Here is a 25,830-nt window from a genome sequence, read left to right on the forward strand (position 1 = left end):
ACAGCACCGCAGGGAGGCCGAATGTCCGGCTACGTTCTCGCCATCGACCAGGGGACGACCTCGTCCCGCGCCATCGTCTTCGACGGGCATTTCAGCATCAAGGGCGTCGGCCAGCAGGAGTTCGAGCAGCACTTCCCCCGCTCCGGCTGGGTGGAACATGTGGCGTCGGATCTCTGGCGCACCACGGAAGCCACCGTGCGCATCGCCCTCGCCGATGCCGGCCTGTCGGCCGGAGACATCGCCGCCATCGGCATCACCAACCAGCGCGAGACGGTGGTGCTGTGGGACCGGGAGACCGGCGAGGCCGTACACCGCGCCATCGTCTGGCAGGACCGGCGCACGGCGGAGATGTGCTCGCGGCTGAAGGCCGACGGCAACGAGGCCATGGTCACCGAGAAGACCGGCCTGCTGCTCGACCCGTATTTCTCCGGCACCAAGCTCGCCTGGCTGCTCGACACGGTGGACGGCGCCCGCGAGAAGGCGGAGGCTGGCAAGCTCGCCTTCGGCACCGTGGACAGTTTCCTCATCTGGCACCTGACCGGCGGCAAGCGGCACGTCACCGACGCGACCAATGCCGCGCGCACCCTGCTCTACAACATCCGCGAGGGGCGCTGGGACGACGACATCCTGAAGCTCCTCAACATCCCCAAGGCGCTGCTGCCGGAGGTATTGGACAGCGCGGCCGAGTTCGGCACCACCGAGCCGTCCCTGTTCGGCGCCGCCATCCCGATCCTGGGCGTGGCCGGCGATCAGCAGGCGGCCACCGTCGGCCAGGCCTGCTTCGAGCCGGGCATGGTCAAATCCACCTACGGCACCGGCTGCTTCGCCCTGCTGAACACCGGCGACACGCCGGTCCTGTCGAAGAACCGGCTGCTCACCACCATCGCCTACCAGTTGGACGGTCAGGTGACCTACGCCCTGGAAGGCTCGATCTTCGTCGCCGGCGCCGCGATCCAGTGGCTGCGCGACGGACTCGGCATCATCGACCGGGCCGACCAGTCGGCGAAGATGGCGGATGAAGCCGATCCGGAACAGGCGGTCTATCTGGTGCCGGCCTTCACCGGCCTCGGCGCGCCGCACTGGGATCCCGACGCGCGCGGGACCATGTTCGGCCTGACCCGAGGGACGGGGCCGAAGGAATTCGCCCGTGCCGCCCTGGACAGCGTGTGCTTCCAGACCGCCGACCTGATTGACGCCATGCACGCGGACTGGTCCGATGGCGGCGACGTGGTTCTGCGGGTGGATGGCGGCATGGTGGCGAACGACTGGATGATGCAGCGGCTGACCGACATCCTCGCCGCCCAGGTCGACCGTCCCATGGTGCTGGAGACCACGGCGCTGGGCGCCGCCTGGCTGGCCGGACAGAAGGCCGGTGTGTGGCCCGACATGGCCGGCTTCGCCAAGCAGTGGAAGCGCGACCGCCGGTTCGAACCCGCCATGAAGGACGAGGAGCGCCAGCGCCTGCTCGCCGGCTGGCGCGACGCCGTGAAACGGACGCTGACCACATGAACGACGCGCTGGCCGATATACGGGGAATTCTCGGCGACCTGATATCGTTCCCGACGGTGTCGGCCGAAAGCAATCTCAACCTGATCGACCATTGCGCCGACAGGCTGACGTCGCTCGGCGCGGATGTGGCGATCACCACCGACGATACCGGTCTGAAGGCCAACCTGTTCGCCACCATCGGCCCCAAGGTGGACGGCGGCATCGTGCTGTCCGGCCATACCGATGTGGTGCCGGTGGAGGGGCAGGCCTGGCATTCCGATCCGTTCCGCGTGGAGGAGCGCGACGGCCTGATCTTCGGACGCGGTTCCTGCGACATGAAGGGCTTTCTCGCCACCGCCATGGCGCTCGCCCCGCGCTTCGCATCGGCCCATCTCGCGCGCCCGCTGCACCTCGCCTTCACCTATGACGAGGAGACCGGCTGTTTCGGCGCGCCACGGCTGATCGAGGGGATCGCGGAGAGCGGGCTGCATCCCAAGGTCTGCATCGTCGGCGAACCGACCGAGATGCGGATCATCGAAGGTCACAAGGGCTGCTACGAATACACCACCGAGTTCACCGGGCTGGAGGGCCATGCCTCCAATCCGGATGCCGGGATCAACGCCGTGGAGTTCGCCGCCCGCTTCGTCGCCAAGCTGCTGGAGACCGGCGAGGTGATGCGCCACCGCGCGCCGGCCGACAGCCGGTTCGACCCGCCCCACACCACACTGCAATGCGGCGTGATCCAGGGCGGCATCGCCCGCAACGTCATCCCGCGCCACTGCTCGCTGGAATGGGAGATGCGGCCGGTGAACCGCGCCGACGCCGATCTGGCCAAGGAGATCCTGCGCGACTATGTCGACCGGGAGCTGCTGCCACGCATGCATGCCGTCGACCTGAAGGCCGGCATCATCACCCACACCATCGGCGAAGTGGAAGGGCTGGAGCCGATGCTCGACAGCGAGGCTGTGGCCCTGGTGTCGGAGCTGACCGGCGCGAACGCGGCGGAGGTCGTGGCGTTCGGCACCGAGGCCGGGCTGTTCCAGGCGGCCGGCATCCACACGGTGGTCTGCGGCCCCGGCAGCATCGAACAGGCGCACAAGCCGGACGAATTCGTCAGCCTCGACCAGCTCCAGCAATGCGCGACGATGATCGAACGGCTGCTGCCGAAGCTGGCGGCTTAGGCAAGGCCAGCGTCGGCTAGTCGTATGCCGTACCGCGCGTCACGCGGAATCGTAGGCCCCGGCCCAAGGCCGGGGAGTGTGAGAAGGGTAACGGGTCGCAACAGTCGTCCGGCCCTTCCCTACCCTTCGTCTTCTCTTTGACTTGCACTTCCCGGCCTTGTGCCGGGACCCACGCGTCCGTCTGCCTGGACCGCGGGCTGGGCGCCGTGACCTATGCCGCCTGCTCCAGTCCTGAAACACCGAACAGCCGTCCGCCCGCCGGCACGGCGTCCTGCACTCCGGCCAACCGCATCATGTGCCAGGCGAGCACCTGGTTGCTGGCGAGCACCGGTACGCCGATCCGGCGCTCGGCCTCGGCCAGCACCGGGGCCATGCGCAGGTTGGTGCAGGACATGAACACCCCGTCCACCTCCTGTCCGGCCACCGTCTGCTCGATCGCCGCCAGCAGGGAACGCGGGGTCATGCGGGCGACCACGCTCTCGCGCCCCTCGTCGAAGCTGGCGAAGGCGCCGATCTCCGTGCCCGAAGCCTGAAACGCCTCGCGCAGGGCGCGGGACACCGGCTCCACATAGGGCGACAGCAGCGCGATCCGGCGCAGTCCGAGCGCCTCGAAGGCGGCCCGCGCCGCCGACAGCGGCTCGGACACCGCCGCGCGCGGATAATGCTCATGGATGCAGGCGGCCACGCCGTGGGGGCCGATCACCGTGGCGCCGGAGGTGCAGCCGTAGCCGATCACGTCGAAGGGAGCGGTCTCCGGCAGCATCGAGGTGGCGCGTGGGATGTCCTCGCGCATCCGGGCCAGGGACTCCGCGGTGACGTCGGCGGCCATCTGCACCCGGCTGTGATAGAGCACGACCCCGTCGGTCGGCACGAAGCAGCGGAACTCGTGCTCGATGGTCTCGTCGGTCTTCAGCACGATCAGGCCAAGCGTGGCCCGCGTTCCGATCCCGTCATCCGTCTCGAACGCCAGGGGCATCTTCATTCCCTTCCTGTTCTTCGTCTCCGGATCTCATGATGCGCTCAGCACCGGGATATCACGGGCGGCACGTCGGGTCAGCAGCCGCGGCGCTCCCTCCGTGATCGCCACATTCTCCTCATGCACCATCATGCGGCCCGGTGCCGTCGCCATGCCCGGCTCCAGGGTCATCACGAAGCCCGGTTCCAGCACCGTCTCGTCCCAGTCGGCAATCGACGGGAACTCGGTCAGTACCATGCCGAGCCCATGACCGAGCCGACCGACGGCGCCGCCCGCCGAGGGATCGGCCAGGGGGGCCGTCACCGCATTCATCGCCCGGAACAGGTCGGCACAGGTGCCCCCGGCCCGCGCGACGGCAAGCCCTGCCTCCGTCGCCTGCCAGACCGCCTCGTAGGACCGCCTGACCGCGTCCGAGGGCGGGCCGACCGAGAAGTTGCGGTCGAAGTCGCAGTAATACCCGTCGAACACCAGCCCGACATCCAGGATCAGTACGTCCCCCGCCTGGAGGCGACGCTCCGAGGGCGGCGAGATGATGTCGCCGTATCCCCCCGGCCCGGCCCCGCCGACCAGATAGTCCACGTCGTCCGCCCCGGCCTCAAGGCAGGCGATCTTGAAGGCGCGGAACACCTCCAGCTCGGTCATTCCGGCCCCGGCGATCTCCGGCAGCCGGTCGAAGGCGTCGCAGGCGATGCGGCAGGCTTCCGCGATCTTGTCGATCTCGGCCGGCGACTTCACCTGGCGTAACGTGCGCATCACCTGCGTGGCGTCCTGCCAGCCGATCCCCGGCATCCCGTCGCGCAGCGCCTGCAGGCCGGCCAGCGGCATCCGGACATGGGTCTCCGGCCCCATGGGAAGGCCGACCATTCCGCCCTCGCCCGCCGCCTCGCGGATCGCCTCCGACAGCACGGACTGCCCGTCGTCGCTGGGATGCGGCGAAGACCAGGTGCGGATGTCGTCGATCCAGGTCCGTCCCATCGCCTCCGACCCGATGCCCGGAATGACGGCGACCGGTTTGCCCGCGCCGGGCACCACCAGGAACCAGGGCCGGGTCGGGCTCAGCCAGAACTGGGTGAGGAAGCCGGTGAACCACCGGATGTCCGGCTCGGTGGTCAGCAACAGCGCGTCCAGGCCGCGCGCCGCCATCAGCGTCTGGGCGCGTGCCAGCCTGGCCTCGAACTCTGCGTCGGGGAATCCGCGCGGGGGTCTGCCATCGCCCATGGTGGTCTCTCTGAGGCCGTAATTCCCCATCGTTCCATGAACCCCCACCCGGAAACAATTGAAACAAAACGGCGAGCATCGGGAAGTCGGTCCGAAACATCGCCCCCTCAGAGTCGCCATCCAACAGCGACGCGAACCGAGTCCCCCCACAGGAGGTCGCCATGACCCAGAGAACCGACAATCCCTTCATGATCGCCGCTTCGGCCCTGTCCGAGCCCTATGCCGCCCTGGCCGGCGTCGCGCATCTTCTCGCCTGGCCGTTCCGGTCGATCAGCCGCGCCTATCGCATGCGGCGCACCGCGATGGAGCTGGAGAACCTCGACGCCCGGACCCTGCGCGACATCGGCATCGAGCGCATGAGCATCAACCACATCGCGCGCGCCTCGGTGGACCACCCCGCCGCCGACCCGCGTCAGGCCGTGACCTGGCGTTGATGCGGAGACGCGGAGGATGGCGAGACATGGCATAGTATCGCGAGCGCGTCCGGCCGCCCCCGGACATTCCACATCCAGATCGCGACGCCGCCCCGCCATGATCGCCGATCCAAAAGCCGACCCGGCCGCTCCGGCCTCGCCCGTTTCCGTACCCGTCCGGTATGCGGAGATGGGCGAGGCCCATCGCGCCGCGCTGCTCGACTTCGCGGTCGCCCACTCCTCCATCGTCTTCTATCTGGTCGATATCGATGCCGACCGCCGCACGGTCTATATCAGCGACAATGTCGAGGCGGTGACCGGCCATCCGGCCGCCCGCTTCGTGGACGACAGCGGCTTCGGCACGTCGCTGATCCACCCCGACGACATGGACACCTATTTCGGCACCCTGGATGCGACGCCGGAGAAGACCGGCGAGACGGTGATCGAATACCGGCTGCGCGATAGCGACGGCGACTACATGTGGATCCGCGACCGGCTGCGCATGATCGAAGACAGCGCGCCTGGCGAGCCGCGCATGCTGGTCGGCAGCATGGCCGACATCACCATCGAGAAAGAGGCGGTCGCCCGCGTCGGTCAGGCCGAGGCGATCAACCGCGTGCTGCTCGGCAACGTCCTGGACGCCATCGTCGCCACCGACGAGGACGGACTGATCGTCGAGTTCAACCCGGCCGCCGAGAAGATGTTCGGATACTCCCGCGGCCGGGCCATCGGCCAGCCGATCGGAGACCTGATCGTCTCCGACGAGCACCGTGCCGGCCCCGACGGCGGTGTGCCCCTGTTCGCCGCCGACGGTCGGATGAGCCGGGCGTCGCGACGTCTGGAGACCCAGGCCAAGCGGGCCGATGGCGGCCTCTTTCCGGTCGAGATCGCCATCGCCCATGCCGAGATCGACGGCAAGGCGATCATCATCGCCGACATTCAGGACATCTCCGAACGCCTCGCCGCCCGCGCCGAGCGGCAGAAGATCGCCCAGCTCCTGCAGGACGCCATCAACAGCATGAGCGAGGGCTTCGTCATCAGCGCCCCGGACAGCACCGTGCTGTACTGCAACGAGGCGTTCTCCGCCCCGTACGGCATGACGCCGGAGGAAATGGTCGGAAGCGACCGGACGCAGAACATCAAGCGCTTCTTCAAGAACGTGCGCCGGTTCGACGGCCGGCTGGTCGAGGGCGACACCAGCCAGATCCGCTGGATCGTCTCTCGCCTGGCCGATTACGACGGCGAGCCGATCGAGGTCGAACTGACCAACGGCGAGTGGCGTCTGATGGTCAATCACCGGACCACCGATGGCGGCTCGGTCACCATCCGCGCCGACATCACCGGACGCAAACGCGCCGAGCAGTCGCTGCGCCAGAGCGAGGCGCTGATCCGCCGCATCCTCGACGCCTGCCCGGTCCCGGTCGGGATGACCCAGGCCGAGGATGGCCGGATCATCTATGAGAGCCCCGCCTCCCGGCAGATGTTCCAGCGGGATTCCATGGGCGGCGCGATGTCCGCCCGCGACTTCTTCGTCGATCCGGCCGACCGCGACCGCTACCTGGAGATTCTGCGCCGCGACCGCCGCGTCGATGCCTTCGAGACCTTCCTGCGACGCTCGGACGGCACCGAATTCTGCGCCTCGGTCGCCGCCCGGCTGGTGGAATACCAGGGCCACGAGGTGGTGGTCTCCTCCACCTACGACCTCACCGAACGCCGCAAGCTGGAAGAGGAGATGGCCCGCCAGCGCGAGGCGCTTCATCAGTCGGAGAAGTTGAGCGCCCTGGGCGAGCTGCTCGCCGGGGTCAGTCACGAGCTGAACAACCCGCTCTCCGTCGTCGTCGGCCAGGCGATGCTGTTGCGCGAGACCGCCCGCGAGCCGGCGATCGTCGAGCGCGCCCGCAAGATCGGCGACGCCGCCGACCGCTGCGCCCGCATCGTGAAAACCTTCCTGGCCATGGCCCGCCAGCAGCCGAGCGAGATGCGCCCGGTCCGTCTGAACGACATCGTCGAGAGCGCGCTGGAGATGACCGGCTACATGCTGCGCACCCACGACGTGGATGTGAGCCTGGAGTTGAACCCCACCGTGCCGTCGATCATGGCCGATGGCGACCAGATCAATCAGGTGCTCACCAACCTGATCGTCAATGCCCTGCACGCCATGGAGAACCAGCCGATGCCGCATCGCCTGCGGCTGGTCACCCATTACGACCGCGGCCGGCGCCAGGCCGTGCTGAAGGTAATCGACAACGGCCGTGGCGTACCCGAGGAGGTGGCGTCGCGGATCTTCGAGCCGTTCTTCACCACCAAGGATCTCGGCGAAGGCACGGGCATCGGCCTGACCATCGTCCACCGCATCGTCGACGCCCATGGCGGCGCGATATCGCTGGACAGCGCGCCGGGCAAGGGCGCCACCTTCGTCCTGCGCTTCCCGACCTGTGCAGCCATCGGCGATCAGGACGGCGACGAGATCGAAGGCGGCGAGGATACCGGCCTGTCGGTGCTGGTGATCGACGACGAGCCGGAGGTGGCCGAGATCATCCGCGAGTCGCTGGCGTCCGACGGCCATACCGTCGACGTGGCGACCTCCGGCCGGGCGGCGTTGGAGCGCCTGCTGTTCCGCCAGTACGACGCTATCCTGAGCGACGTGCGGATGCCCGATCTCGACGGGCCGGCCCTGTATTCCGTGGTCTGCGACCGCCATCCGGAGCTGCTGGCCCGCATGGCCTTCATCACCGGCGACACCATGAGTCCGGCGATCCGCCGGTTCCTGGACGACGCCGGACGCCCCTATCTGGAGAAGCCGGTGATGCCGGCGGAGCTGCGCAGCCTGATCTCCCGGCTGGCGGAGGCCGGGGCGTGAGCGACCGGATCCACATCGCCGTGGTGGACGACGAGCGCGACATTCGCGAGACCGTCGCCGAATACCTGGAGATCAACGGCTACCGCGTCAGCAAGGCCGATGGCGGCACCGCCCTGCGCCGGCTGGTGGATCAGTCGGATCTGGATCTCGTCATCCTCGACATCACCATGCCCGGCGAGGACGGCCTCAGCCTCGCCCGCCACCTGCGGGAGCGGAGCGGCGCCGGCGTGATCATGCTCACCGCCCGCGACGCGGTGGTGGAGCGGGTCGTCGGCATCGAGATGGGCGCCGACGACTATGTGACCAAGCCGTTCGACCTGCGCGAGCTGCTGGCCCGGGTCAAGGCGGTGCTGCGCCGGGTGCGGCGGACCCCCGACACGGCGGTGGATGCCGGCCAGCGGGTGCGCTTCGGCAGCCACATGCTCGACCTCGACGCCCACAAACTGTTCGACGGCGCCGGCGACGAGGTGGCGATCACGGCGATGGAGTTCGACCTGCTGCGGACCTTCGCCGAGCGCCCGAACCGGGTACTGTCGCGCGAGCAGCTTCTGGACCTGGCACATAATCGGGACAGCGACCCGTTCGACCGCTCCATCGACATCCGCATCGCCCGTCTGCGCCGCAAGATCGAACCGGACCCGAAGACCCCGACGGTGATCAAGACCGTGCGCGGGGCGGGGTATCTGTTCGTGCCGGCGAAGGCCGCGGGTTAATCCCCTCCGCTTCCCCATCATCCTACCGTCCCGTTTTGATCCGGGTCCCAGCGCGCTCGAACAGTGCGGCATTTCTCACATCGAGCGCCCCACTGAAACGCCCCTGAAACCAAAACCCGGATCCGGCGAAACCGGCGCGAAAAGGTCGGCCCGCATTCTGGCTCCATCGAGAGTTCGACCGGAGCCGTCCGCAGATGTTCACCCTCCCCGTCGCCGGAACTGAGATCGCCGTGCACCGCAGCGGCAGTAGCAACGGCAGCGGCACACCCGTCGTGCTGCTGCACTGTTCGGCCGCCGGCGCGCGGCAGATGCAGGTCTTCGCCGAGGCCCTGCGCGACCGCTTCACCGTCGGCCCGCTCGACATCCTGATCCCCGACCTGCACGGCTACGGCGCGTCGGCGACCCGCCAGGGCGCCCACCCGCTGAGACTGGCCCACGAGGCCGCCATCGTCGCCAGCCTGTCCCGGCATGTGGGCGGACCGGTGCATGTGATCGGACATTCCTACGGCGGCGCCGTCGCTCTCGCCGCCGCCCACGGCCGCCCGGACCTCGTCCGCTCCCTGGTGCTGATCGAGCCCGTCAGCTTCCATCTGCTGCAAGGCGGCGACAGCCGAGACGATACGCTTCTGGCCGAGATCGGTCGGGTGGCGGGCGCCGTGCGCCAGGGCGTGCTGACCGACCGGCCCGAGGCCGGCATGGCGGCGTTCGTGAACTTCTGGAGCGGACCGGGGAGCTGGGAAGGACTGTCGCAGCGGGCGCGCGCGGCGATGGCCCAGCACGCCCCCCAGGTCGCCCGCAATTTCCAGGCGGCGTTCGATCACCCGACGCGGCTGCACGACATCACCCGGTTCCCGGTCCCCACGCGACTGATCTATGGCGGCCGCACCCGGCCGATCGCCCGGCGCATCGTCGAGCTGATCGAACGCACCCTGCCCGACGTGTCCCTGCGGATCGTGCCGGAGGCCGGTCACATGGCCCCGCTCTCCGATCCCTGCGCGACGGCCGCCCTGGCCGCGGCACAGCTCTGCCTGATCCAACCCAACCCGGTAACCAGCGCCGCCTGAACGCGCGGCACATCCCCCATTCAGCAAGGAACCCCCATGCAGACCTATACCAAGCCGCAGACCATCGCCCTGCATACCGGCCACAGGGCCGACCCGAGCACCGGCTCCATCGCCGTGCCGATCCACATGACCACCAGCTACGACCTGGGCGACAGCGAGAACGGCCGCCAGCTCTTCGCCCTGGAGAAGATCGGCCACCTCTATACCCGCGTCAGCAACCCGACCACGGCGGTTCTGGAGCAGCGGATCGCGGCGCTGGAGGGTGGCGTGGCCGCCCTGGCCACCGCGTCGGGACAGGCGGCGATCACGTTGGCGATCCAGAACATCGCCCATGCCGGCGACAACATCGTCGTCTCCAACGAGCTGTATGGCGGGTCGGTGAACCTGTTCGCCAACACCTTCCCGACCATGGGGATCGAGGTGAGGTTCGTCGATCCGAGCGATCCGGAGACTTTCCGGGCCGCCGCCGACGCCCGCACCCGCGCGTTCTTCGGCGAGAGCCTGCCGAACCCGAGCCTGGTGCCCTTCCCGATCCAGGAGGTCGCGCTGATCGGCGCGGAGCTCGGCATTCCGCTGATCATCGACAACACCTGCGCGCCGGTGATCTGCCGGCCGATCGACCACGGCGCCCATATCGTGGTGCATTCCTCCACCAAATATATCGGCGGCCACGGCACCGCCATCGGCGGGGTCATCGTCGATGCCGGCCGCTTCGACTGGGAGGCCCATGGCGACCGTTTCGCGATGCTGAACCGACCGGACCCGAGCTATCACGGCGCGGTCTGGGTCGAGGCCGCCAAGCCGCTGGGGCCGGTCGCCTATATCCTCAAGGCCCAGGCCACCCTGCTGCGCGATACCGGGGCGGCGATGAGCCCGTTCAACGCCTTCCTGTTCCTCCAGGGCCTGGAGACCCTGACCCTGCGGATGCGCGAGCATTGCCGCAACGCCGATGCGGTCGCGCTGTTCCTGGCCGACCATCCGGCGATCGCCCGGGTCATCCACCCGAGCCTGTTCACCGGATGGCGCAAGCAGCGGGTCGACACCTATCTCGCCGGCCGCCATGGCGGGCTGGTCGGGTTTGAGGCGGTCGGCGGCGTCGATGCCGGCCGGCGCTTCATCGACGCGGTCCGGATGATCCATCACGTGGCCAATATCGGCGACGCCCGGACCCTGGCCCTGCAGCCGGCCGTCTCGACCCACCAGCAGCTCTCCGAGGAACGCCAGCGCGCCGCCGGCGTCACCCCGGGTTTCGTGCGTCTCTCGGTCGGGATCGAGGATATCGACGACATCCTCGCCGACCTCTCCCAAGCCCTGCGGGCCGCCGCCTCTCTCCAGGCGGCCTGACGGGCCCCGGCGGGGGCGGCGTCCCCCTCTCCCCAGCCGCCCCCGCCTCTCGCATTCCCGAACCTTGGAGGGCCCATGGCCGTCTTGCTGCCCCGCACCCTACCCGCCGTCGCGTCGCTCCGCGCCGAGGGCTGCCCCGTCGCCGAGGACCCGGCCCCGACGGATGGCACGCTCCCCCGCCGCCGGATCCTCACGGTCGTGCTGGTCAACCTGATGCCGGACAAGGCATCGACGGAGGCGGATTTCGCCCGACTGCTGGCGAACGGACCACAGCACGTGCGGCTGCTGCTGGCGGTGCCCGACGGCTACGTGACCACGGCAACGCCCGCCGACCACATGGCCCGGTTCTATCGGCCGTTCTTCGACCTGCCGCTCGCCCGGATCGATGCGGTGATTGTGACCGGCGCGCCGGTGGAAACGCTGCCCTTCGACCATGTCTTCTACTGGGATGGGCTCCGGCGGATCCTGGACTGGCTGGACGCGGCGCGGATGCCCTCCCTGCACGTCTGCTGGGGCGCCCAGGCGGCGATGCACCACTACCACGGGGTGGAGAAGCATCCGCTGCGGCGCAAGCGCTTCGGGCTGTACCCGCACATGCCCATGGGAAGCGGCCACGGCCTGCTCACCGGCATCGACCTGCCGTTCCACATGCCGGTGTCGCGCCAGAGCGAGACCCGGCTGGAGGATCTGGTCCGCCGGCCCGGCCTGCGCCCCGTGCTGACCGCCCCGGTCGCCGGCGTCGGGCTGGTGCGCGACCGGACGCGCCCGGCCGTGTACTGCCTGAACCATCCGGAATACGGCCCCCGGCGTCTGCCCGAGGAATTCGCCCGCGACCGCAAGGCCGGTCGGGAGATCGATCCGCCGGCGGGCTATGACGCGGGCCTGCGCCGTCCTCAGGTGGCCTGGCAGACGGCCGCCCGCACCCTGTACCGCAACTGGATCACCGAGATCGCCGCCACCGATCCGCGCACCAGCGCCGATGTGGCGCTGGACTGGCTGCTGCGGGCCCAGCTGTCGGGGAGCCCCGCTCCGGCCGGCAGCCCCTGCCGGCTGCAGTGACGGACCCATGCGCTTGACCGAGAATCCCGACCCACCCGCACCGCCGTGCCGACACGACGGGCGCGCGTCCATGCCGAAGCGGTGGTGAACGCCACCCGTGCCCTGGTGGGAGGCACCCTTCTCCTCCATCTCCTTCTTCCCGGCCCTGCGCCGGGAGAAGGGGGATGTTTGATGGGAAAAAAAGCCCGGTCCGTCTCGGGACCGGGCTTCCGTACTGATCACCATCCATCAGGCGATCGGCTGGACACTCGCCCTTACTTCAGCGCCTCATCGGTGATGGCGTGGGTCCAGGCACCTTCCGGCTTCTTGGAGATCACCGGGTCGGAGCCGCCGGCCAGGAGGGTGTCCACCGTGCGGGTGTAGTCCTCTTCCGACAGCGCGCCGTTGGAACCGGCGGTCAGCTTGGCGATCTCGCCCATCATGCGCTTCTGGTGCTTCTCGGTCTGGGCACCGCTGGCGTCGTTCTCGAGCACGATCTCGGCCGCCGCGTCCGGATTCGCCTCGGCCCATTTCCAGCCCTTCATCGAGGCGCGCACGAAGCGGACCATCTTGTCCACGAAGACCGGGTCCTCGAGCTTGCTCTCCAGCACGTAGAGCCCGTCCTCGAGGGTAGCCACGCCCTGGTCCTGGTACTTGAAGACCACCAGTTCGTCGGCCGGAATCCCGGCATCGATGATCTGCCAGTACTCGTTATAGGTCATGGTGGATACGCAATCGGCCTGCTTCTGCAGCAGCGGGTCGACGTTGAAGCCCTGCTTGAGCACGGTCACGCCGCCGTCCGATCCGTCGGTCGCAATGCCGAGCTGGGACATCCAGGACAGGAACGGATACTCGTTGCCGTAGAACCACACGCCGAGCGTCTTGCCCTTGAAGTCGGCCGGCTTGGTGATGCCGGTGTCCTTGCGGCAGGTCAGCATCATGCCCGAGCTCTTGAACGGCTGGGCGATGTTGACCAGCGGCACACCCTTCTCGCGGCTGGCGAGGGCCGACGGCATCCAGTCGATGATCACGTCGGCGCCGCCGCCGGCGATCACCTGGGGCGGAGCGATGTCCGGCCCGCCCGGCTTGATCGTGACGTCGAGATTCTCCTCGTCGTAGAAGCCCTTGTCCTCGGCCACGTAGTAACCGGCGAACTGGGCTTGCGTCACCCATTTGAGCTGCAGCGTCACCTCGTCCGCCGCCATGGCCTGGGAGGCGGCCAGACCCATCACTCCCAATACGGTTCCTGCAATCAGTCTGCGCATGTCTGTGCTCCCTGTTCTTGTTGACGCATCCGCGCGCCGGCCCGGTGTCGTCAGGTCCGGTTCGACGGATGCCAGAAGGTGACGGCCCGCTCCACGAGCGCGACGGCACCGAAAAACGCGGAGCCGGCCACAGCGGCCACCGCGATCTCTGCCCACACCATGTCGACGTTCATGCGGCCGACTTCGGTGGAAATGCGGAACCCCATGCCGACGATGGGGGTGCCGAAGAACTCCGCCACGATGGCACCGATCAGCGCCAGGGTGGAGTTGATCTTCAGCGCATTGAAGATGAACGGGGCCGCCGCCGGCAGCCGCAGCTTCACCAGGGTCTGCCAGTAGCCGGCCGCGTAGGTGCGCATCAGGTCGCGCTCCATCCGTCCGGCTTCGGCCAGCCCGGCAACCGTGTTCACCAGCATCGGGAAGAAGGTCATGACGATGACCACCGCCGCCTTGGACGGCCAGTCGAAGCCGAACCACATGACCATGATCGGCGCGATGCCGATGATCGGCAGGGCCGAGATCAGGTTGCCCACCGGCAGCAGCCCCCGCTGCAGGAACGGCGAGCGGTCGATGGCGATGGCCACGAGGAAGGCCGAGCCGCAGCCCAGCGCATAGCCGATCAGCACGGCTTTCAGGAAGGTCTGCTGGAAGTCGGCCCACAGGATCGGGATCGAAGCGGCGAAGCGGGCGCCGATGGCCGAGGGCGGCGGCAGCAGCACCTGGGGCACGTTCAGGCCCCGGGTGACCACCTCCCACAACACCAGCAACGTGACGCCGAACAGCACCGGCACGGCGAGTGCGGTCCAGCGCCCTCCCCGCCGCGAGGCGGTCAGCCGCTCCACGAACAGCCAGGCGGCGAGCCAACCGGCCGCGGCAAGGCACCAGAAGCCGGCACTTCCCCGGTCGATCACGGTCAGCGACATCGGCAGCGCGAGGCCGGCCGCCAGGGTCAGACAGCCGTCGACCGAGACGGGCAGCGGATTGCGGAACCGGAACAGACTCGCCGCGCACAGGACGGCGAACGTTGTCAGGAACGGCGTGTCCAGCAGTCCGGTTTCGGCCGAGAGCGGCAGCACCAGCCCGAGCAGACCCAGCAGCCCGACGGCCGCCGCCAATCCCGCCTGCAGCCGGGTCATGGCCGCACCCCCATGCGCCGGGAGACATAGCCTCCGGCCGCGCCGACCAGGGTGACAAGAACCGACGCCAGCAGCGCCGCCACGATCAGCGCGGACCAGATCTGCACGGTCTGTCCGTAATACGAGCCCGCCAGCAGCCGCGCGCCCAGCCCGGCGACCGCCCCGGTCGGCAGCTCACCGACGATGGCGCCCACAAGGCTGATGGCGACCGCCACCTTCATCGAAGCGAAGAGATAGGGCATCGAATGGGGCCAGCGCAGTTTCCAGAAGACCTGGGACGTGGACGCGCTGTAGGTCCGCATCAGGTCGAGCTGGATCGCCTCCGGCGCGCGCAGTCCCTTCACCATGCCGACCACGACCGGGAAGAAGCTGAGATAGGTGGATATCAGCGCCTTGGGCAGCAGGCCCGACAGGCCGACCGCGTTAAGCACCACGATGATCATCGGTGCGATCGCCAGGATCGGAATGGTCTGGCTGGCGATCACCCAGGGCATCACCGATCGGTCGGTCGCCCGGTTGTGGACGATGGCCACGGCCAGGACGACACCAAGAACCGTGCCCATGGCGAAACCGGCCAGCGTCGCCGAGAGGGTGATCCAGGCGTGATAGACAAGGCTGCGCTTGGAGGTGACCTTCTTCTCCGCCGTGGTCTGCCAGATCTCCACCGCCACCTGATGCGGCGACGGCAGGACCGGGCGCTCCTGGGCCATGGTGTCGACGATCAGGTCGGAGGCGGTCCAGTCCCGCCCCTCGCGCTCATAGACGCCGAGCTGCCAGGGGGTGTTCAGCCAGACGGTGGCGGCGTACCAGATCCCGATGATCGCCGCGACGACGACCAGGATCGGGATGGTCTTGCCGCCGCCCATGGTCATGCGTCCTCGTAGGAATGACCGGCCCGAAGTCCCTCGCGCACCCGGTGGGCAATCTCCAGAAATTCGGGCGTCTCGCGGATGTCGAGCGGGCGGTCGCGCGGCAGAGTGCTCTCGATCACGTCGGTCACCCGGCCGGGCCGCGGCGACATGACGACGATCCTGGTGGAGAGGTAGACCGCCTCGGGGATCGAGTGGGTGACGAAGGCGATGGTCTTGGTGGTCCGCGCCCAGAGCTGAAGGAGCTGTTCGTTCAGGTGGTCGCGCACGATCTCGTCCAGCGCGCCGAACGGCTCGTCCATCAGCAGGATGTCGGCGTCGAAGGCGAGCGCCCGGGCGATGGAGGCGCGCTGCTGCATGCCGCCGGAAAGCTGCCAGGGGAACTTGTTCTCGAAGCCGGTCAGGTTGACCAGCTCCAGGGTCCTGGCGACCCGCTCGTGCCGCTCGGCCTTGGAATAACCCATGATCTCCAGCGGCAGCGCCACGTTGCGGGCGATGGTGCGCCAGGGATACAGGCCGGCGGCCTGGAACACATAGCCGTAGGCCCGGTTCAGCCGCGCCTGCTCCGGCGACACCCCGTTGACCGAGATCTGGCCGCCGGTCGGCTGCTCCAGGTCGGCGATCACCCGAAGCAGAGTGGTCTTGCCGCAGCCGGACGGGCCGATGAACGACACGAAGTCGCCCTTGCCGATGGTCAGCGACACGTCGCTCAGGGCGTGGACCGGCCCGTCGCCGGTCTGAAACGTCAGGTCCAGATGGTCAGCCCGAATGACCGGCTGCCCACGAGACGAAGCAGTGTTCAAGGCGACGCCCTCCTCGGCGCTCTCATCCGCTCCCCGGCTTCCCGCGGAGCGCATCGTGTACGGCTCAGACGCCGGCCGGCATCTTGGCCGGATCGCGGATCACCTTGCGCGGGGCGGTGATCTCCTTCCAGGTCGACAGCGCCCGGTTCGGCGCGGGGTTCGGCGGCCGCTTCACGAACTCGCCGTGACCCGGCTTCGCCTTCATCTCGCTCTCCACCACCGCGACCTCGCCCCGGGTCAGGGTGAAGCGCGGCAGGCCGGTGACCTCGATGCCTTCGAAGACGTTGTAGTCGATGGCCGACTGCTGCTTGTCGGCGGTGATCGTCTTCGAGCGCTTCGGGTCCCACACCACGATATCGGCGTCGGAGCCCTCGCGGATCGCGCCCTTGCGCGGGTACATGTTCAGGATCTTGGCGCTGTTGGTCGAGGTGACGGCCACGAATTCGTTCATGGTCAGCCGGCCGGTATTCACCCCCCGGGTCCACAGCACCGGCATCCGATCCTCCAGGCCGCCGGTGCCGTTGGGGATCTTGGTGAAGTCGCCCACACCATAGCGCTTCTGCTCGGTGGTGAAGGCGCAGTGGTCGGTCGCCACCACCTGCAGGCTGCCGGCGGCGAGACCGGCCCACAGACCGTCCTGGTGCAGCTTGGAGCGGAACGGCGGCGACATCACCCGGCGCGCGGCATGGTCCCAGTCGGCGTTCTGATACTCGCTCTCGTCCAGCACCAGATGCTGGATCAGCGGCTCGCCGAAGATCCGCATCCCCTTCTGCCGGGCCCGGCGGATCGCCTCGTGCGCCTGCTCGCAGGAGACGTGGACGATATAGAGCGGCACGCCGGCCATGTCGGCGATCATGATGGCGCGGTTCGCCGCCTCGCCTTCCACTTCCGGCGGGCGGGAATAGGCATGCGCCTCCGGTCCGGTATTGCCCTCGGCCATGAGCTTGGCCTGAAGCTGGGCGACCACGTCGCCGTTCTCGGCATGGACCAGGGGCATGGCGCCCAGGTCGGCGCAGCGCTGGAACGACGAATACATCTCGTCGTCGTCGATCATCAGCGCGCCCTTGTAGGCCATGAAGTGCTTGAAGGTGGTGATGCCGCGATCGACCACCGTCTCCATCTCCTTCCAGACCTGCTCGCCCCACCAGGTGATGGCCATGTGGAAGGAATAGTCGGCGCAGGCCTTTGACGACTTGTTGTCCCAGGCCTGCATGGCCTCCAGCAGCGACTGGCCCGGGGCCGGCAGGCAGAAGTCGACCACCATGGTGGTGCCGCCGGACAGGCCGGCGCGGGTGCCGCTCTCGAAATCGTCGGAGGAATAGGTGCCCATGAAGGGCATTTCCATATGGGTGTGCGGGTCGATGCCGCCGGGCATCACGTAGCAGCCGGCGGCGTCCAGAACCTCGTCGCCGGACAGGTTCGGACCCACGGCCGTGATCTTGCCGCCCTCCACCAGGACATCCGCCTCGAAGGTCAGGTCGGCGGTGACGACGGTCCCGCCCTTGATCACCTTGCTCGCCATCTACTCCTCCTCTGTCCCGTGCGGATCTGATTTTAAGATTTCAGTTCAGGAGACGATCCCCTAGCTCACGATTTCCGCCGCTTCCACCACGGCCTGGAACAGCACGTCGGTGCCGGCCCGCGCCCATTCCGGGGAGATCTCCTCCGCCTCGTTATGGCTCAAGCCGTCGACGCAGGGGCACATGACCATGGCGGTCGGCGCCACCCGGTTGATCCAGCAGGCATCGTGCCCCGCGCCGGAGACCAGGTTGCGGTGGCTGTAACCGAGCCGCTCGGCCGCCTCGCGGATCATGGTCACGCAGCCCTGGTCGAATTCGACCGGATCGAAGCCGCCGACCTTCTCGACCTCCAGAGTCAGCCCGATCTCGTCGCAGATCTTCTGCGCGCCGTCCTTCAGGCGGGTCTCCATGTCCTCGATGATCGCCTTGTTGGGCGAGCGGAAATCGACGGTGAAGACGGCGCGGCCGGGAATGATGTTGCGGGAGTTCGGATAGATTTCGCAGTGGCCGATGGCGCCCACCGCGTCCGGCTTGTGGCTCCAGGCGATCTCGTCCACAAGCTGCGTGATCCGCGCCATGCCGAGCCCGGCATTGACCCGCATCGGCATCGGGGTGGAGCCGGTATGGCTCTCCTTGCCGGTAACGGTGAACTGCAGCCAGCTCAACCCCTGGCCGTGAGTGACGACCCCGATATCCTTGCCCTCGGCCTCCAGGATCGGGCCCTGCTCGATATGCAGCTCGAAGAACGCCTTCATCTTGCGGGCGCCGACCTCCTCGTCGCCGACCCAGCCGACGCGCTTCAGCTCGTCGCCGAAGCTCTTGCCCTCGCGGTCGGTGCGGGCATAGGCCCAGTCCAGCGTATGGATGCCGGCGAACACTCCGGACGCCATCATCGCCGGGGCGAAGCGGGTACCCTCCTCGTTGGTCCAGTTGACCACGACGATCGGGTGTTTGGTCTTCACTCCCGCCTCGTTGAGTGTGCGCACGATCTCCAGCGCGCCGAGCACGCCCAGAACGCCGTCGTACTTGCCGCCGGTCGGCTGAGTGTCCAGGTGGCTGCCGACATAGACCGGCAGCGCGTCGGGGTCGGTGCCCTCGCGGCGGAAGAACATGTTGCCGGCCTTGTCGACGCCCATGGTGCAGCCCTCGGCCTCGCACCACTTCTGGAACAGGGCGCGGCCCTCGGCGTCCTCATCGGTGAGGGTCTGGCGGTTGTTGCCGCCGGCGATGCCGGGGCCGATCTTCGCCATCTCCATCAGGCTGTCCCACAGCCGATCGCCGTTGATCCGCAGGTTGCTGGCCGCTGACATTCCGGACTCCCCTTCCGTCTTCGGGAGTCTGCCCGCCCGCAGGAGACCCCAACCGCTTGGGGGGTTGCGGGCCGCGCGACTTCCGCCTGTAATCATCTGACCTTGACCAATTGGTCAAAAACTAGGCTATCAGGCCATGGTTGCCGGTCAAGGTCATTGTTTGCCCGCCGCCTGCCCGATTTTTGTGCAGAATCATGCGCCTATCGGGCCCTAGAGCCGCAGTCGGAGACACATGGCCCGCGCCGCAGAAACCCGCCGCCGCACCCGCATCCAGGTGGAAAAGGAAGGCCAGATTCTATCGTCCGCCCTGGACGTCTTCGCCCAGAGCGGTTTCGCCGGCGCCACCCTGGACGACATCGCCACCGGGGCGGGCATGTCGAAGCCCAACCTGATCTATTATTTCGACAGCAAGGAAGAGGTCTACCGCGCAGTGCTCGGCCGCACGCTGGAGACCTGGCTGGAACCCCTGGCGGCGCTCGACCCGGGCGGGGAGCCGCTGGCGGAGATCCGCGGATACATCCAGCGCAAGCTGGAGATGTCGCGGGATCGGCCGCAGGAATCGCGGCTGTTCGCCGGCGAGATCCTGGCCGGCGCACCGCTGATCCGCGATGTGCTGGAGGGCGAGCTCAAGGATCTGGTGGACGAGAAGGTCGCGCTGATCCGCCGGTGGATCGCCGCCGGCAAGCTGGCGCCGCACGACCCCTATCACCTGATCTTCGCGCTCTGGGCGACGACGCAGCACTACGCGGACTTTGATGCACAGGTTCGGGCGGTGCTCGGCCGCGAGTCCGACGAGGCGACGCGCTACGCCGGAGCGGAACGGTTCATGGAAGAGGTGATCCTGCGCGGGTTGCGGCCGGATACGTAACGCTCCCGCCTTCTACTTACTCCCCGGATTTATTCCGGGGCGTAAGTATGGGTTTTGGGATTTGTTACCGCACCGCATCGCGGTTCGCGACCAGCATGAGCAGCGCCAGCATCGTCGCCGCGACGCCGAGCAGCACCGGCGGATCGACCCAGCCGTGGCCGCTCAGCCCCTCCAGCACGATCACCACGGTCGGGATCAGATAACCGTACGCCATCACCTTGGCCGCCGGCAGGCGCAAGGCGCCGTAGCGCATCAGGAAAAAGGTGAGCGCCGAGGCGAAGACCGAGATGTACACCGCCGTCACCCAGACGATCGGCGGCAGGGCCGTCCAGTCGGTCCGAAGAATCGCCGGAAAGGCGTAGATCCCCACCACCAGAAACCCGCCGAGCACGGTCCACAGGGTGAACAGCTTGCCGCTCTCGCCCCGGTTCAGGACCGTGATCAGCGGGATGTAGAGGGCGTGACACACGCAGGCCCCGAGGAAGATCAGCTCGCCCGGCCCGAGATCGAAGGCGAGCATGGCGTCGACATCGCCGCGGAACACCACCCAGACCGCGCCGCTGGCCGCAAGCAGCAGACTGCCGCCGACCAGCAGCGAAATGCCCTGGCGCAGGATCAGATAGCCGAACAGCGCGGTCATCAGCGGCGTCATGGTGAAGACCGCGGCGAGGCTGACCGGGTCGGTAAGCCGCAGCGCCTCGAACATCAGCACGAAATAGGAGCCGAGCAGCACGCCCAGCAGCAGGAAACGCCAAGGCGCCCGCACGCCGAGCTGTCGCTCACCCTTGCGCCCCGCCAGGATCGCGCCGGCCATCACCGCCGCCGCCAGGGCGAAGCGCAGGGCCGTCAGGGCGCCGGGATCGATATGCGGCGCGGTCAGGTGCCCCAGGGTGAAGGACCCGCTGATCAGCGTGGCGAACAGCAGCATGGCCGCGTGCCCCTTCAGGGCTTCGACGCGGGGATTGTAGAGGTCAGCCATGCGGATCCGTTGAGTTGCCTGGTGCACATTGGAGGGCGCCCGAGGGGTGTGCGGCGGGGGTGTCCCGGGGTCAAGGGCCCATCCGTCCTCGCGCGCGCCTCCGTCCTCCCGACGCAAGTCAGGATCATGCGTCGCACCGACCACTCCGCTCGTCATCCTGATGCAAATCACGACCTGGGCCAGGCCCCGCCGTTGGAGGCTTGATCCTGATTTGCATCAGGATGACGGCGGGGGTTGGATGATGGTGCCGTGCCCCTACTCCGCGGCGACCGAGGACGGGTTGTTCGGGTGCTGGGTCCAGTTGCCGTACTCGGCCGGGACTGTCCGGCCCGTGCGCGGATCCACGGTGCCCGCCGGCATCTGCTCCATGGTGATGCAGCCTTCCACCGGACAGACATTGACGCAGAGATTGCAGGCCACGCATTCGGCGTCGATCACCTCGAAATGCCGCGCGCCGTCCTTCGTCGCCGTGATCGCCTGGTGCGAGGTGTCCTCGCAGACGATGTGGCAGCGGCCGCACTTGATGCAGAGATCCTGGTCGATCCGCGCCTTGGCCACGTAGTTCAGGTTCAGATACTGCCAGTCGGTCACGTTCGGCGTCGCCAGCCCGGTGAAGTCCGAGGTCCGGGCATAGCCCTTGCCGTCCATCCAGCGCGACAGGCCGTCGATCATCTCGGTCACGATGCGGAACCCGTAGGTCATGGCGGCGGTGCAGACCTGCACGTTGCCGGCCCCCAGCGCCATGAACTCCGCCGCGTCGCGCCAGGTGGTCACCCCGCCGATGCCGGAAATCGGCAGACCCGCCATCTCCGCGTCGCGGGCGATCTCCGCCACCATGTTGAGGGCGATCGGCTTGACCGCCGGACCGCAATAGCCGCCATGGCTGCCCTTGCCGTCGATGGTAGGCTCCGGCGCCATCAGGTCTAGGTTCACCGAGGTGATCGAGCTGACCGTGTTGATCAGCGACACCGCGTCGGCCCCGCCCTTCTTGGCCGCCCGCGCCGGATAGCGGATATCGGTGATGTTCGGCGTCAGCTTCACGATCACCGGCATGCGGGTGTTCTGCTTGCACCAGCGGGTGACCATCTCGATGTACTCCGGCACCTGGCCGACGGCGGAGCCCATGCCGCGTTCGGACATGCCGTGCGGGCAGCCGAAATTGAGCTCCACCCCGTCGGCCCCGGTGTCTTCCACCTGCTTAAGGATCTCGGTCCAGCAGACCTCCTCGCAGGGCACCATCAGCGACACCACCACCGCCCGGTCGGGCCAGGCGCGTTTGACCGCCTTGATCTCGTCCAGGTTGGTCTGCAGCGGCCGGTCGGTGATCAGCTCGATGTTGTTCAGGCCGAGCAGCCGGCGATCGGCGCCCCAGACGGCGCCGTAGCGCGGGCCGTTGACGTTGACGATATGCGGATCGAGCCCGAGGGTCTTCCACACCACCCCGCCCCAGCCGGCCTCGAACGCCCGGACCACGTTGTATTCCTTGTCCGTCGGCGGAGCGGAGGCCAGCCAGAACGGGTTCGGGGACTTGATGCCGACGAAGTCGCTGCGCAGGTCTGCCATGCTCTGATTCTCCGTCTCACGCCGTCAGGGCGCGGTGGATGCTTTCGGCGGCGTCGCGGCCCTGGGCGACGGCGGTCACGGTCAGGTCGTCGCCCGCCGCCACGCAGTCGCCGCCGGCCCACACGCCGTCGAGGCTGGTGCGGAGCTCCGCGTCGACGACGATCCGGCCCCGTTCGGTCGCCGGCCCCTCCGGTGTCTCCAGGGTCTGGCCGATGGCCTTCAGGACCACGTCGGCGGCGACGAAGAACGTCTCGCCGGTGCCTTCCAGCCCGCCGGATCCGGACCGGGTGTATTCGAACTCGACGCCGCGCCGCTCGCCCTCGCAGACCACGCGGACCGGCTTCGCCCAGTGCTTGATCGCCACGCCCTTGGTTTGGGCCAGGTCCTGCTCGAACAGGCTGGCGTTCATGGATTCCTGGCCGCGCCGGTAGACGATGGTCACGTCCTCCGCCCCGAGCAGCTTGGACTGCACCGCCGCATCGATGGCCGTCATGCCACCGCCGATCACCACCACCCGACGGCCGATCGCCAGCGCCGACGGATCCTCCGCGGAGCGCAGCTCGGCGATGAACTCGACCGCGTCCTCGACGCCCGACAGGTCCTCGCCCGGCACGCAGAGCGCGTTGACGCCGCCGAGGCCGATGCCGAGGAACACGGCGTCGTAATCCCATTTCAGCCCGTCGATGGAGATGTCACGGCCGAGCGCCTTGCCGGTCTCCAGGGTGATGTTGCCGATGCCGAGCACGAAATCGACCTCGGCCTCGGCAAAGCCGCCGGGCGTCTTGTAGGCGGCGATGCCGTACTCGTTCAGACCGCCCGGCTTCGGCTTTGCGTCGAACAGGGTGACCGCATGGCCCTTCAGCGCCAGCCGATGGGCGCAGGCCAGGCCGGCCGGACCAGCCCCGACCACGGCAATCTTCCTGCCGGTGCTGACGCCCGGCTGATACGGGTGGACGCCATCCGCCATCAGATGGTCGGTGGCGAAGCGCTGCAGACGGCCGATCTCGACGGGCTTGCCCTCGGCGGCCTCGCGCACGCAGGCTTCCTCACAGAGGGTCTCGGTCGGGCAGACCCGGGCGCACATGCCGCCCAGGATGTTCTGGTCGAAGATCGTCTTGGCCGCGCCGGACGGGTTGTCGGCGGCGATCTGGCGGATGAACATCGCGATGTCGATGCCGGTCGGACACGCGGTCATGCAGGGCGCGTCGTAGCAGAAGTAGCACCGGTCGGCGGCGACCGCGGCCTCGTGGCGGGTCAGTGGAGGGTGGAGATCCGCGAAGTTGGCGGCCACCTGTTCCGACGTCAGCCTGCCGGCCTTTACGTCCGCTCCCTCGAAACCATGCGTCATGGCACTCTCCCATGGCCGGACCAGAGAAAAGCGTGCCTGCGCGCAAAAGTTTTATCAAGTGGTCAAATTTATGGAGGATCGCCAATGACGTTCTTTGAAGGGATGACCCTGGAGACCGTGGAGATCGGTGCCGGGCCCCTGCGTCTGCGCCATGGCGGCAGCGGCCCGCCGCTGCTGATGCTGCACGGCAACCCGCAGACCCATGCCATGTGGCACGCGGTGGCGCCGCGCCTGGCGGAACAGTACACCGTGATCTGCCCGGACCTGCGCGGCTATGGCGGCAGCCACAAGCCGCCGGCGACGGCCGATCACGCGCCCTACGCCAAGCGGGCGATGGCGCAGGACATGGTCGACCTGATGGCGGTCCTGGGGCACGACCGGTTCCGGGTCGTCGCCCATGACCGGGGCGCGCGGGTCTCCCACCGGCTGGCGATCGACCATCCGGAGCGGGTGGAGAAGCTGGCCCTGCTCGACATCGTGCCGACCATCGAGCATTTCGAGCGGGCCGATATGGCCTTCGCCATGGGCTACTATCACTGGTTCTGGTTCGCCCAGCCGCACCCCTTCCCCGAGACCGTCATATCGGCGGCGCCGGAGGCGTGGTTCCGCGCCCATACCAACCGCGAGCCGAAGGATGACGGGTTCTTTCATCCCGACGCCCTGGCCGACTATCTCGCCGCCGCCCGCGATCCGGCGATGATCCGCGGCATGTGCGAGGACTACCGGGCGGCCGCGACCATCGACCTGGAGCACGACCGGGCGAGCCGGGAAGCCGGCGACCGCATCCGCTGCCCGCTGCTGGCGATGTGGGGCACCAAGGGCAAGATCGGCCAGTGGTACGACCCGGTGGCGATCTGGAAGCGGTACTGCGACGGCCCGGTGGCCAGCGAAGCGATCGACACCGGGCATTACCTGGCCGAGGAGGACCCGGACGCGACGCTGGCGGCTTTGGTGCCGTTCCTGGCGGGGTGAGGAAGCCCCCCTCTCTAGCCCTCTCCCCGTCTTCCCGGAGCTGATCCGGGATCCAGAGCACCCATCCGCTGGAGCGCCGGTGTTCTATTAGCAGTGCCGCAGCGCGCGGCTTTCCTGGATCCCGGCGCAAGGCCGGGAAGACGGGCAAAGGAGCGGGGGAAAAAGGCGAAGGACCAGCGGCTTGCCTCCCATCTTCCTGCCTACACTCCCCGCCCTACCCCTTCCCGCTTGTGCCGGCGCCGCAGAGCGGGTCTGATACCGGCAGACGTCCCAAAGGTGACCGGTGCGATGTTCCGATACCTGCTGATCGTTCGCTTCGTGCTGATCAATGTGGTGGCCGCCGCCCTGCTCGGCGGAGCCTATCTGCAAGGCTGGCTCGACGCGGTGATCAAGGGCGACCTGATCGAACTGTCCCTCGTGATCGCGGCCGTCTTCTCCTACGGCTTCCTGTACTGCGCCCTGCGCGTCGGCCAGACCAGCGGCGAGTTGGACGAACTCCGCAACGCCGACCCGACCGAGGGCACCCCGTCCGCCCTCTATCTCGACAAGGCCCGCTTCACCCATGACCGCGAAAGCCCGCGCGGCGTGCTGCGGATGCGGCTGGGCCGGCGCATCGCCACCGTGCGGCACGTCGCCAACAGCCTGGTCTTTCTCGGCCTGATCGGCACGGTGATCGGCTTCATCATCGCGCTGTCCGGGGTCGACCCGAGCCGCGCCGCCGATGCCGACAACGTGGCCGACATGGTCGCCACCCTGATCTCCGGCATGTCGGTGGCGTTGAACACCACCCTGGTCGGGGCGGTGCTCTATGTCTGGCTGATCGTGAACTACCGGCTGCTGTCCAGCGCCACGGTCGACCTGCTCACCGAGACCATCGACCGCGGCGACGGCGGCTAGGGTCC

General features: G+C 68.2%; 22 protein-coding genes. 11 read left to right on the forward strand and 11 right to left on the reverse strand.

What is annotated here, in order from left to right; translation table 11 throughout:
- The first annotated feature begins 21 nt into the window (after window positions 1-21).
- Window positions 22-1,509, forward strand: a complete 1,488-nt coding sequence (gene glpK / locus BLS34_RS02875) for a glycerol kinase GlpK (RefSeq protein ID WP_093147997.1) — start codon at window positions 22-24, stop codon at window positions 1,507-1,509.
- Window positions 1,506-2,669, forward strand: coding sequence for an acetylornithine deacetylase (argE, locus tag BLS34_RS02880; RefSeq protein WP_093147999.1), 1,164 nt, complete (start codon window positions 1,506-1,508; stop codon window positions 2,667-2,669). Before glpK ends, argE begins: the two co-directional genes overlap by 4 nt.
- A 211-nt stretch (window positions 2,670-2,880) precedes the next feature.
- Here the strand turns inward: argE and BLS34_RS02885 are convergent, their stop codons facing one another.
- Complete coding sequence (locus BLS34_RS02885) at window positions 2,881-3,651, reverse strand: maleate cis-trans isomerase family protein (RefSeq protein ID WP_093148001.1); 771 nt, start codon at window positions 3,649-3,651, stop codon at window positions 2,881-2,883.
- Window positions 3,652-3,678: 27 nt separating this feature from the next.
- Window positions 3,679-4,863 (reverse strand): M24 family metallopeptidase, encoded by a 1,185-nt coding sequence (locus BLS34_RS02890; protein ID WP_093148003.1) that lies wholly within the window; start codon window positions 4,861-4,863, stop codon window positions 3,679-3,681.
- A 161-nt stretch (window positions 4,864-5,024) separates the two neighbouring features.
- Here BLS34_RS02890 and BLS34_RS02895 point away from each other — a divergent pair, with 161 nt between their 5' ends.
- The 6 genes from BLS34_RS02895 (at window position 5,025) to BLS34_RS02920 (ending at window position 12,316) form a co-directional block, all read left to right on the forward strand.
- A complete protein-coding gene (locus BLS34_RS02895) occupies window positions 5,025-5,297 on the forward strand; it encodes a YjiS-like domain-containing protein (RefSeq protein ID WP_028794652.1) in 273 nt (90 codons plus the stop codon).
- Window positions 5,298-5,466: 169 nt separating this feature from the next.
- A complete protein-coding gene (locus BLS34_RS02900) occupies window positions 5,467-8,136 on the forward strand; it encodes a hybrid sensor histidine kinase/response regulator (protein WP_175474077.1) in 2,670 nt (889 codons plus the stop codon).
- Complete coding sequence (locus BLS34_RS02905; RefSeq protein WP_093148009.1) at window positions 8,133-8,849, forward strand: response regulator; 717 nt, start codon at window positions 8,133-8,135, stop codon at window positions 8,847-8,849. Before BLS34_RS02900 ends, BLS34_RS02905 begins: the two co-directional genes overlap by 4 nt.
- Before the next feature lie 194 nt (window positions 8,850-9,043).
- A complete protein-coding gene (locus BLS34_RS02910; RefSeq protein WP_093148010.1) occupies window positions 9,044-9,913 on the forward strand; it encodes an alpha/beta fold hydrolase in 870 nt (289 codons plus the stop codon).
- A gap of 36 nt (window positions 9,914-9,949) precedes the next feature.
- On the forward strand, window positions 9,950-11,257 hold the full coding sequence (locus tag BLS34_RS02915; RefSeq protein ID WP_093148013.1) for an O-acetylhomoserine aminocarboxypropyltransferase/cysteine synthase family protein: 1,308 nt from the start codon (window positions 9,950-9,952) through the stop codon (window positions 11,255-11,257).
- Window positions 11,258-11,332: 75 nt separating this feature from the next.
- Window positions 11,333-12,316, forward strand: coding sequence for a homoserine O-acetyltransferase/O-succinyltransferase family protein (locus tag BLS34_RS02920; RefSeq protein ID WP_093148015.1), 984 nt, complete (start codon window positions 11,333-11,335; stop codon window positions 12,314-12,316).
- Between the two features lie 254 nt (window positions 12,317-12,570).
- Here BLS34_RS02920 and BLS34_RS02925 read toward each other — a convergent pair whose 3' ends face one another.
- The 6 genes from BLS34_RS02925 to BLS34_RS02950 form a co-directional block, all read right to left on the reverse strand.
- On the reverse strand, window positions 12,571-13,560 hold the full coding sequence (locus BLS34_RS02925; RefSeq protein ID WP_093148018.1) for an ABC transporter substrate-binding protein: 990 nt from the start codon (window positions 13,558-13,560) through the stop codon (window positions 12,571-12,573).
- A 50-nt stretch (window positions 13,561-13,610) separates the two neighbouring features.
- Window positions 13,611-14,696: an ABC transporter permease gene (locus tag BLS34_RS02930; RefSeq protein ID WP_084618868.1), complete on the reverse strand. Its 1,086-nt coding sequence runs from the start codon at window positions 14,694-14,696 to the stop codon at window positions 13,611-13,613.
- Window positions 14,693-15,568, reverse strand: a complete 876-nt coding sequence (locus BLS34_RS02935) for an ABC transporter permease (protein WP_093148020.1) — start codon at window positions 15,566-15,568, stop codon at window positions 14,693-14,695. Before BLS34_RS02935 ends, BLS34_RS02930 begins: the two co-directional genes overlap by 4 nt.
- On the reverse strand, window positions 15,565-16,368 hold the full coding sequence (locus BLS34_RS02940; protein ID WP_245701893.1) for an ABC transporter ATP-binding protein: 804 nt from the start codon (window positions 16,366-16,368) through the stop codon (window positions 15,565-15,567). Before BLS34_RS02940 ends, BLS34_RS02935 begins: the two co-directional genes overlap by 4 nt.
- A 64-nt stretch (window positions 16,369-16,432) precedes the next feature.
- The gene (gene hydA / locus BLS34_RS02945) at window positions 16,433-17,890 is read right to left on the reverse strand and encodes a dihydropyrimidinase (RefSeq protein ID WP_028794644.1); all 1,458 of its coding nucleotides are present in this window, start codon (window positions 17,888-17,890) and stop codon (window positions 16,433-16,435) included.
- A gap of 60 nt (window positions 17,891-17,950) precedes the next feature.
- Complete coding sequence (locus tag BLS34_RS02950) at window positions 17,951-19,198, reverse strand: Zn-dependent hydrolase (RefSeq protein WP_093148024.1); 1,248 nt, start codon at window positions 19,196-19,198, stop codon at window positions 17,951-17,953.
- 232 nt (window positions 19,199-19,430) lie between these two features.
- Here BLS34_RS02950 and BLS34_RS02955 point away from each other — a divergent pair, with 232 nt between their 5' ends.
- Window positions 19,431-20,066: a TetR family transcriptional regulator C-terminal domain-containing protein gene (locus BLS34_RS02955; protein WP_093148026.1), complete on the forward strand. Its 636-nt coding sequence runs from the start codon at window positions 19,431-19,433 to the stop codon at window positions 20,064-20,066.
- Window positions 20,067-20,130: 64 nt separating this feature from the next.
- Here BLS34_RS02955 and BLS34_RS02960 read toward each other — a convergent pair whose 3' ends face one another.
- The 3 genes from BLS34_RS02960 to BLS34_RS02970 form a co-directional block, all read right to left on the reverse strand.
- Window positions 20,131-21,045: a DMT family transporter gene (locus tag BLS34_RS02960; protein WP_093148029.1), complete on the reverse strand. Its 915-nt coding sequence runs from the start codon at window positions 21,043-21,045 to the stop codon at window positions 20,131-20,133.
- A gap of 255 nt (window positions 21,046-21,300) precedes the next feature.
- The gene (gene preA, locus BLS34_RS02965) at window positions 21,301-22,608 is read right to left on the reverse strand and encodes an NAD-dependent dihydropyrimidine dehydrogenase subunit PreA (protein WP_093148031.1); all 1,308 of its coding nucleotides are present in this window, start codon (window positions 22,606-22,608) and stop codon (window positions 21,301-21,303) included.
- Window positions 22,609-22,624: 16 nt separating this feature from the next.
- Window positions 22,625-23,956, reverse strand: a complete 1,332-nt coding sequence (locus BLS34_RS02970; RefSeq protein WP_093148034.1) for an NAD(P)-dependent oxidoreductase — start codon at window positions 23,954-23,956, stop codon at window positions 22,625-22,627.
- Between the two features lie 84 nt (window positions 23,957-24,040).
- Between BLS34_RS02970 and BLS34_RS02975 the strand changes: the two genes are divergently transcribed.
- On the forward strand, window positions 24,041-24,928 hold the full coding sequence (locus BLS34_RS02975; RefSeq protein ID WP_093148036.1) for an alpha/beta fold hydrolase: 888 nt from the start codon (window positions 24,041-24,043) through the stop codon (window positions 24,926-24,928).
- 288 nt (window positions 24,929-25,216) lie between these two features.
- Window positions 25,217-25,825 carry a MotA/TolQ/ExbB proton channel family protein gene (locus tag BLS34_RS26380; protein WP_245701894.1) on the forward strand — a complete coding sequence of 203 codons (609 nt, stop codon included), beginning with the start codon at window positions 25,217-25,219 and terminating at the stop codon, window positions 25,823-25,825.
- Window positions 25,826-25,830: the final 5 nt, after the last annotated feature.

Origin of the sequence: Thalassobaculum litoreum DSM 18839, from assembly GCF_900102465.1 — a bacterium.
In the GTDB taxonomy this organism is placed as follows: Bacteria; Pseudomonadota; Alphaproteobacteria; order Thalassobaculales; family Thalassobaculaceae; genus Thalassobaculum; species Thalassobaculum litoreum.

Excerpts from the sequence above, each read along its gene's own strand:
- BLS34_RS02955 (WP_093148026.1), top strand. The coding sequence starts at position 19,431 with ATGGCCCGCGCCGCAGAAACCCGCCGCCGCACCCGCATCCAGGTGGAA.
- BLS34_RS02950 (WP_093148024.1), bottom strand. The coding sequence starts at position 19,198 with ATGTCAGCGGCCAGCAACCTGCGGATCAACGGCGATCGGCTGTGGGAC.
- BLS34_RS02930 (WP_084618868.1), bottom strand. The coding sequence starts at position 14,696 with ATGACCCGGCTGCAGGCGGGATTGGCGGCGGCCGTCGGGCTGCTGGGT.
- BLS34_RS02890 (WP_093148003.1), bottom strand. The coding sequence starts at position 4,863 with ATGGGCGATGGCAGACCCCCGCGCGGATTCCCCGACGCAGAGTTCGAG.
- BLS34_RS02920 (WP_093148015.1), top strand. The coding sequence starts at position 11,333 with ATGGCCGTCTTGCTGCCCCGCACCCTACCCGCCGTCGCGTCGCTCCGC.
- BLS34_RS02970 (WP_093148034.1), bottom strand. The coding sequence starts at position 23,956 with ATGACGCATGGTTTCGAGGGAGCGGACGTAAAGGCCGGCAGGCTGACG.
- BLS34_RS02895 (WP_028794652.1), top strand. The coding sequence starts at position 5,025 with ATGACCCAGAGAACCGACAATCCCTTCATGATCGCCGCTTCGGCCCTG.
- BLS34_RS02885 (WP_093148001.1), bottom strand. The coding sequence starts at position 3,651 with ATGAAGATGCCCCTGGCGTTCGAGACGGATGACGGGATCGGAACGCGG.
- BLS34_RS02975 (WP_093148036.1), top strand. The coding sequence starts at position 24,041 with ATGACGTTCTTTGAAGGGATGACCCTGGAGACCGTGGAGATCGGTGCC.
- BLS34_RS26380 (WP_245701894.1), top strand. The coding sequence starts at position 25,217 with ATGTTCCGATACCTGCTGATCGTTCGCTTCGTGCTGATCAATGTGGTG.
- glpK (WP_093147997.1), top strand. The coding sequence starts at position 22 with ATGTCCGGCTACGTTCTCGCCATCGACCAGGGGACGACCTCGTCCCGC.
- argE (WP_093147999.1), top strand. The coding sequence starts at position 1,506 with ATGAACGACGCGCTGGCCGATATACGGGGAATTCTCGGCGACCTGATA.
- BLS34_RS02915 (WP_093148013.1), top strand. The coding sequence starts at position 9,950 with ATGCAGACCTATACCAAGCCGCAGACCATCGCCCTGCATACCGGCCAC.
- BLS34_RS02910 (WP_093148010.1), top strand. The coding sequence starts at position 9,044 with ATGTTCACCCTCCCCGTCGCCGGAACTGAGATCGCCGTGCACCGCAGC.
- BLS34_RS02935 (WP_093148020.1), bottom strand. The coding sequence starts at position 15,568 with ATGACCATGGGCGGCGGCAAGACCATCCCGATCCTGGTCGTCGTCGCG.
- preA (WP_093148031.1), bottom strand. The coding sequence starts at position 22,608 with ATGGCAGACCTGCGCAGCGACTTCGTCGGCATCAAGTCCCCGAACCCG.
- hydA (WP_028794644.1), bottom strand. The coding sequence starts at position 17,890 with ATGGCGAGCAAGGTGATCAAGGGCGGGACCGTCGTCACCGCCGACCTG.
- BLS34_RS02960 (WP_093148029.1), bottom strand. The coding sequence starts at position 21,045 with ATGGCTGACCTCTACAATCCCCGCGTCGAAGCCCTGAAGGGGCACGCG.
- BLS34_RS02900 (WP_175474077.1), top strand. The coding sequence starts at position 5,467 with ATGGGCGAGGCCCATCGCGCCGCGCTGCTCGACTTCGCGGTCGCCCAC.
- BLS34_RS02925 (WP_093148018.1), bottom strand. The coding sequence starts at position 13,560 with ATGCGCAGACTGATTGCAGGAACCGTATTGGGAGTGATGGGTCTGGCC.